Below are 4722 nucleotides of genomic sequence, written 5' to 3' on the forward strand. Positions count from 1 at the left end.
CAGTGATGTCTGAATTACTATCAAACAACATATAATATCATAACAAGTTTCACGGCAGGCGTCAAGCGTTTTTTGCGATTTTTTTTGAATTAATGATAAATTTTTTGGATAGCTTCTTGTTGCGTCTCAGGGAGGAGTGGCAGGAGTTCGCTTAATTGTGCTTTGAACTGCTGACGACCACGCAAAGCGGCGAAACCGTTGGCATGTTGTATCGCTTGATAACGGGTGAGGTAGTCGTGTGCTTGTGACTCAGCAACCTGTTGGATTTGGGTGAATAGTTCAGGATCTTGCGTGGCTTGGGCCATCAGCACGAGATCAGTTGGGGTGACATCAGGCAGCGTCAGGACTTGCGCAATTCCAAGTTGGGTCAAGGCTTGCTGGCGAAGCGCTGCGTCTAAGGTTAGTGTTGTCATGTATTGCTCCTGTTTAACGTCCAAAGGACTAATTAAACAAATAAAAAACGTGCTCGATATACGAACACGTTTAAAAGTGACGTATATCCAATTACAGTGGAGCACCTTGCCAAAAGGTAGGTTGCTGCTAGGTCAAAGTGTGTAATCACTCACTAGCTCTCGATATAACACGTGATTTAATTGTTGCAAGTAGTGTATCACAAGTGAAAAGATATTGTCAACTAAGGGGCGAGTATGACGTTTCTTCATTTTCATTTAGCCTTTTTCTGCTATTATCTGTGTAAGCCATGACGCATAATGAGGTTCATACATGAAAAAAATAATCACGTTAAGCATTACCACAATCGCATTAATCGCAATGTTTTTGGATGTCTTCTTCCTGTTCTTTTACACGCCAGCGAAAACCACAACGAGTGCCACGCCAACCACGCCAGCATCAGCACGCACCGTGGCGGCCGCGACCACAACCTATAATGATGGGACGTACTTGGGGACAGATGCGAGCTATGAATACGGCACGATTCAAGTTCAAATCACAGTTGTCAACGGGAAAATCACGCAGGTGAAAACCGTCAAATACCCAACTGATAGTCATCGAACGGCAGCCATTAATGCCCAAGCATTACCGGTCTATGAAAAGTCAGCCGTCAGTGCACAATCGGCACATTTTTCAAATATCAGTGGGGCAACGGAAACTTGGCATGGTTTCCAAGCCTCGATCAAGCAGGCGATTTCACAAGCGGGGTAATCTTATGACAACACCAATCCTGACAACAATGCAGCAACAAGGCGTATACCAGATTGCCAAAACGCATTTTGAAAAATTTACCGTCCCGTTTACCTTAGAACTGGTGTGCCAACCAGCGCAGACATCCGCCGACAAAATCGCGGCCATTACGGCCGATATTTTACCAAAAATTTAAACCTACTTTGATTGGCTCGACCAGACCTTTTCACCATTTTTACCAGATTCCGAATTATCCCGATTTAATCGTGGGGAGCTCACACTAGCGGAAACGTCGGATGGGTTTTGGACAGTTTGGCAATTGGCCGAAACGGCATTAAAAGACACACACGGGCTATTTAATGCGTGGTATACGGGATTCTATGATCCGATTGGACGGGGGAAATTGGCATTCAAGATCCTAACCAGCCCGATCAGGTATTCGCGCACCTCGCCTTACAGTCAGGCGCAGTAGCGACCTCTGGAATTGTGTCGCGCGGGGAACATATTGCCTATCAAACAGCCGGGCGCCATGCGCTGTCTGCCACGGTTGTGACAGAAGATTTGACGACAGCGGATATTTGGGCAACAGCGTTGGTGGCTGCTAATTTTGACACGCTTGATCTAGGCCAATCGGTGCCAGGGACTGGTCTGTTGGTCGCAGCCAACGGCGAGACGCGACGTTGGTTTTTGGGACAGGAGGTCGTTTAATGTTACGACAACATCGTTATTATTTAGGGCTATTTTGGTTAGTGACGATTTTTGTGTTGCCACTCCCCTTAATTCAAGCCATTGCCATGGGACTCAGTCCAATCTATGCCCAATCATTTTTTGCCATTAACCTTGGGGTGATTGCCTACGTTTGGATGCTGTTTGAACTGTTTATTGCCACCCGACCAAAATGGTTAGAACGTTTGATTGGCTTACCGGAAATGTACTTTGTTCATGGCATGATTGGGATTGGCATTATCATTGTGGCGTATTTGCATAAAAGCTGGAGCCAATCTAATGGGCTGATTAAGCTCACCGGGGATGCGGCGTTGGTCATCCTCATTGGGGTGCTCCTCTATTCGGTATTCTTTCTTAGCGGCTGGTTGACGGATCGGGTGTGGTGGTGGTTACGGCAAGTCAAACAGTGGCTTGAGCATGTCTTCAAGCATGAAATCTCGGTCTGGTTGCACCGGTTGAACGTGGTGGCCACATTATTGATTTTTGTCCATGTGATTTTAAACCCGTAAATTCGCCAAGATATGAGCTTTATGGTCTGGTTTTATACTTACAGTGGCTTGGCTTTTGGTTTATATGGTTGGGATAAAATCCAAAGTTTCCGTGGGCATGCCTCGGGTGTGCTCGTGGCCAATGACGTGTTGAGCCGATCAGTGCAACAAATCACTATTCGATTACAGCAACGCGACCGCTTACATTACCAATCAGGCGATTATGTGCTCATTAGTTTTCCAAGCATTGCAGGCATGCATGAACCACATCCCTTTAGCCTGTTAAATGCGGAAAACGATTCGGAATTCATCTCGCTGATGATCCGACGTGATGGCGATTGGACACGACAGTTACGTGATGTGCCAGTCAACACGCGGGTCCGCATCACTGGTGCCTATGGGACGCTCAAAAATATGGTGGCCCAGACACCACGTCGTCAACCGCTGGTGCTCCTAGCTGGTGGGTCGGGGATTCCCCCGATGTTGAGTTTGAGTCATGATTATCTCAAACAAGGCCGACAAATTAACTTGATTAAAACAACGCATGAGCTCGTTTATGATCAAGGATTGGCAGACTTGAAGACCCAATATCCAGATACTTTTCAGTATCGCGTTCATCAAGGGCGCTTTACCGTCGATGAATTGCAAAGCTTTTTGGCCAAAGGGGTGACCAATGATTATGTCTACTTGCTAAGTGGGCCAAATAATATGATGAGTCAAACCAAAAAATTATTACGTCGTATCGGGGTGTCGGGTGACCATGTCTACTTTGCAAAGTTTAGTTTCTGATGGTGTTATTGATCCCCACAAATACCTTTGTGAAATCTGGTAAAATGGTAAGGTAATGAATCGAAAGGCGACATAAAGAGATGCCCAATTACCTGATACTTACGGAAAAGCCATCCGCTGCCGCCAACTTTGTCAAAGCATTGGGTGGCCAAACTGGCACATTTAACCAATTTAACTATAAAATTACCAATTTACGGGGTCATGTGATGACCCTAAAAGAGCCCGAGGCAATGGTCGCTGATGAACTCAAACTACGCTACAAATCTTGGCTCATCAAGCATTTACCTTGGGATTTAGCTGATTTCTCATGGGAACGTACCTACATTCGGCAACGCAATTTCCGCACGGGGAAAATCGAATCGACAAAACAGCTGGTCGATGACTTAAAAAAAGAAGCTAAAAACGGCTATGATGCTATTGTCATCGCCACGGATACGGACCCGTCGGGTGAAGGCGAGTTGTTAGCTTGGGAAGCGTTGGACGCCATCAAGTGGCGTGGTCAAGTCCTGCGGGCAAACTTTATGGATGAGTCCGTCACAGGCATTCAAGCAGCGATGACCCAGCTCCGCGATGTCTCCGATAAGCAACAAGACGGCGACTACATCAAAGGCGAAAGTCGCAACCGGTGGGATTTTGCCTCGATGCAACTGACCCGCATTGCCACTACTGCGGCTAAAAAACAAGGCTTTAAGGTGGTAGCAAGGCAAGGGCGACTAAAGTCAGTCATTGTCTGGCAAATCTATGCCCAACTAGAAGCGATTAAAAATTATGTCAAAAAGCCTTATTTTGAGGTGAAATTCAAAGATCCTGCCGGCCACGTGTTTGGTCGGATCACCCCAGAAGGGGATGTAATCCCGTGGCGCTTTCCAACAAAGACGGCTGCGCAACAGGATTTAGCCCAATATCATGAGAGTGCGGTGGTCAATGAAAAACACCAGACACGAACGCAAGCGCCAGGAAAATTGTTAGATTTGGCTGGCTTAGCTGCCATTTTGGCACCGCGTGGCTTTTCTGCCCAAGAAGTGCTGGGCACGTATCAAAAGATGTATGAAGCCCAAGTGGTGTCTTATCCACGAACGGAAGACAAGACGGTCACACCAGAGCAATTTAATGAATTGCTGCCAAAAATTGATCAAATTGCCCAAGTGGTCCAAGTTGATCCAAGCCTGCTCACCCACCGGCAACCACGGCCAACCCATGTAAAAGCCAAAGGCGCTCACGGGGCCAACCGACCAGGGGAAAACGTCCCAACAACATTAGCCAGTTTGGCCAAATTTGGGTCTAGTGCCTCAGCCATTTATGAAGTGATTGCGAAAAACTATTTGGCTATGTTAGCCGAAGATTATGTCTATGATCACGTGACTGCCAATCTAGCGGACTACCCAGACTTTAAAACGGCGTATAACGTGCCGATTGCGTTAAATTTCAAAGCAGTCTATGATGCCCAACGTGCTACAAAAGTTGAAGAGGATGCCGAAGAGGACGTGGCGAGTGGCCAGTTAGGGCCAATCGCACAACCTTATTTGCACGAAGGGGCGAACAAGAAGCCGCAAGCGCCAACGACGAAATGGATCATGGC

At 46.9% G+C, this 4722-nt stretch carries 7 protein-coding genes and 1 pseudogene; 7 read left to right on the forward strand and 1 reads right to left on the reverse strand.

All coding sequences use genetic code 11. From position 1 onward, the window contains the following. Positions 1-89: 89 nt before the first annotated feature. On the reverse strand, positions 90-413 hold the full coding sequence (locus tag ACW12G_RS06325) for a hypothetical protein (RefSeq protein WP_147000998.1): 324 nt from the start codon (positions 411-413) through the stop codon (positions 90-92). Between the two features lie 310 nt (positions 414-723). On the opposite strand from ACW12G_RS06325, the gene ACW12G_RS06330 reads away from it, so the two are divergent. The 7 genes and pseudogenes from ACW12G_RS06330 to ACW12G_RS06360 form a co-directional block, all read left to right on the forward strand. Continuing rightward, complete coding sequence (locus tag ACW12G_RS06330) at positions 724-1161, forward strand: FMN-binding protein (protein ID WP_455647540.1); 438 nt, start codon at positions 724-726, stop codon at positions 1159-1161. Between the two features lie 4 nt (positions 1162-1165). Beyond that, a complete protein-coding gene (locus tag ACW12G_RS06335; protein ID WP_186731243.1) occupies positions 1166-1336 on the forward strand; it encodes a hypothetical protein in 171 nt (56 codons plus the stop codon). A gap of 18 nt (positions 1337-1354) precedes the next feature. Then, positions 1355-1612 (forward strand): annotated as a pseudogene (locus ACW12G_RS06340) (hypothetical protein); the annotation flags it as partial. Further along, positions 1549-1848, forward strand: coding sequence for a hypothetical protein (locus tag ACW12G_RS06345; RefSeq protein ID WP_455646915.1), 300 nt, complete (start codon positions 1549-1551; stop codon positions 1846-1848). The pseudogene ACW12G_RS06340 and the gene ACW12G_RS06345, both read left to right, overlap by 64 nt. Beyond that, complete coding sequence (locus ACW12G_RS06350; protein ID WP_455647541.1) at positions 1848-2375, forward strand: hypothetical protein; 528 nt, start codon at positions 1848-1850, stop codon at positions 2373-2375. Before ACW12G_RS06345 ends, ACW12G_RS06350 begins: the two co-directional genes overlap by 1 nt. Positions 2376-2396: 21 nt before the next feature. Next, positions 2397-3143, forward strand: coding sequence for an FAD-binding oxidoreductase (locus tag ACW12G_RS06355; RefSeq protein ID WP_455647542.1), 747 nt, complete (start codon positions 2397-2399; stop codon positions 3141-3143). Positions 3144-3223: 80 nt separating this feature from the next. Then, a partial coding sequence (locus tag ACW12G_RS06360) for a DNA topoisomerase (RefSeq protein WP_455647543.1) occupies positions 3224-4722 on the forward strand: 1499 nt, incomplete at its 3' end.

It is taken from the genome of Leuconostoc sp. (assembly GCF_965300815.1).

Coding starts and splice junctions, on each gene's coding strand:
- ACW12G_RS06355 (WP_455647542.1), top strand. CDS start 2,397: ATGGTCTGGTTTTATACTTACAGTGGCTTGGCTTTTGGTTTATATGGT.
- ACW12G_RS06335 (WP_186731243.1), top strand. CDS start 1,166: ATGACAACACCAATCCTGACAACAATGCAGCAACAAGGCGTATACCAG.
- ACW12G_RS06325 (WP_147000998.1), bottom strand. CDS start 413: ATGACAACACTAACCTTAGACGCAGCGCTTCGCCAGCAAGCCTTGACC.
- ACW12G_RS06330 (WP_455647540.1), top strand. CDS start 724: ATGAAAAAAATAATCACGTTAAGCATTACCACAATCGCATTAATCGCA.
- ACW12G_RS06350 (WP_455647541.1), top strand. CDS start 1,848: ATGTTACGACAACATCGTTATTATTTAGGGCTATTTTGGTTAGTGACG.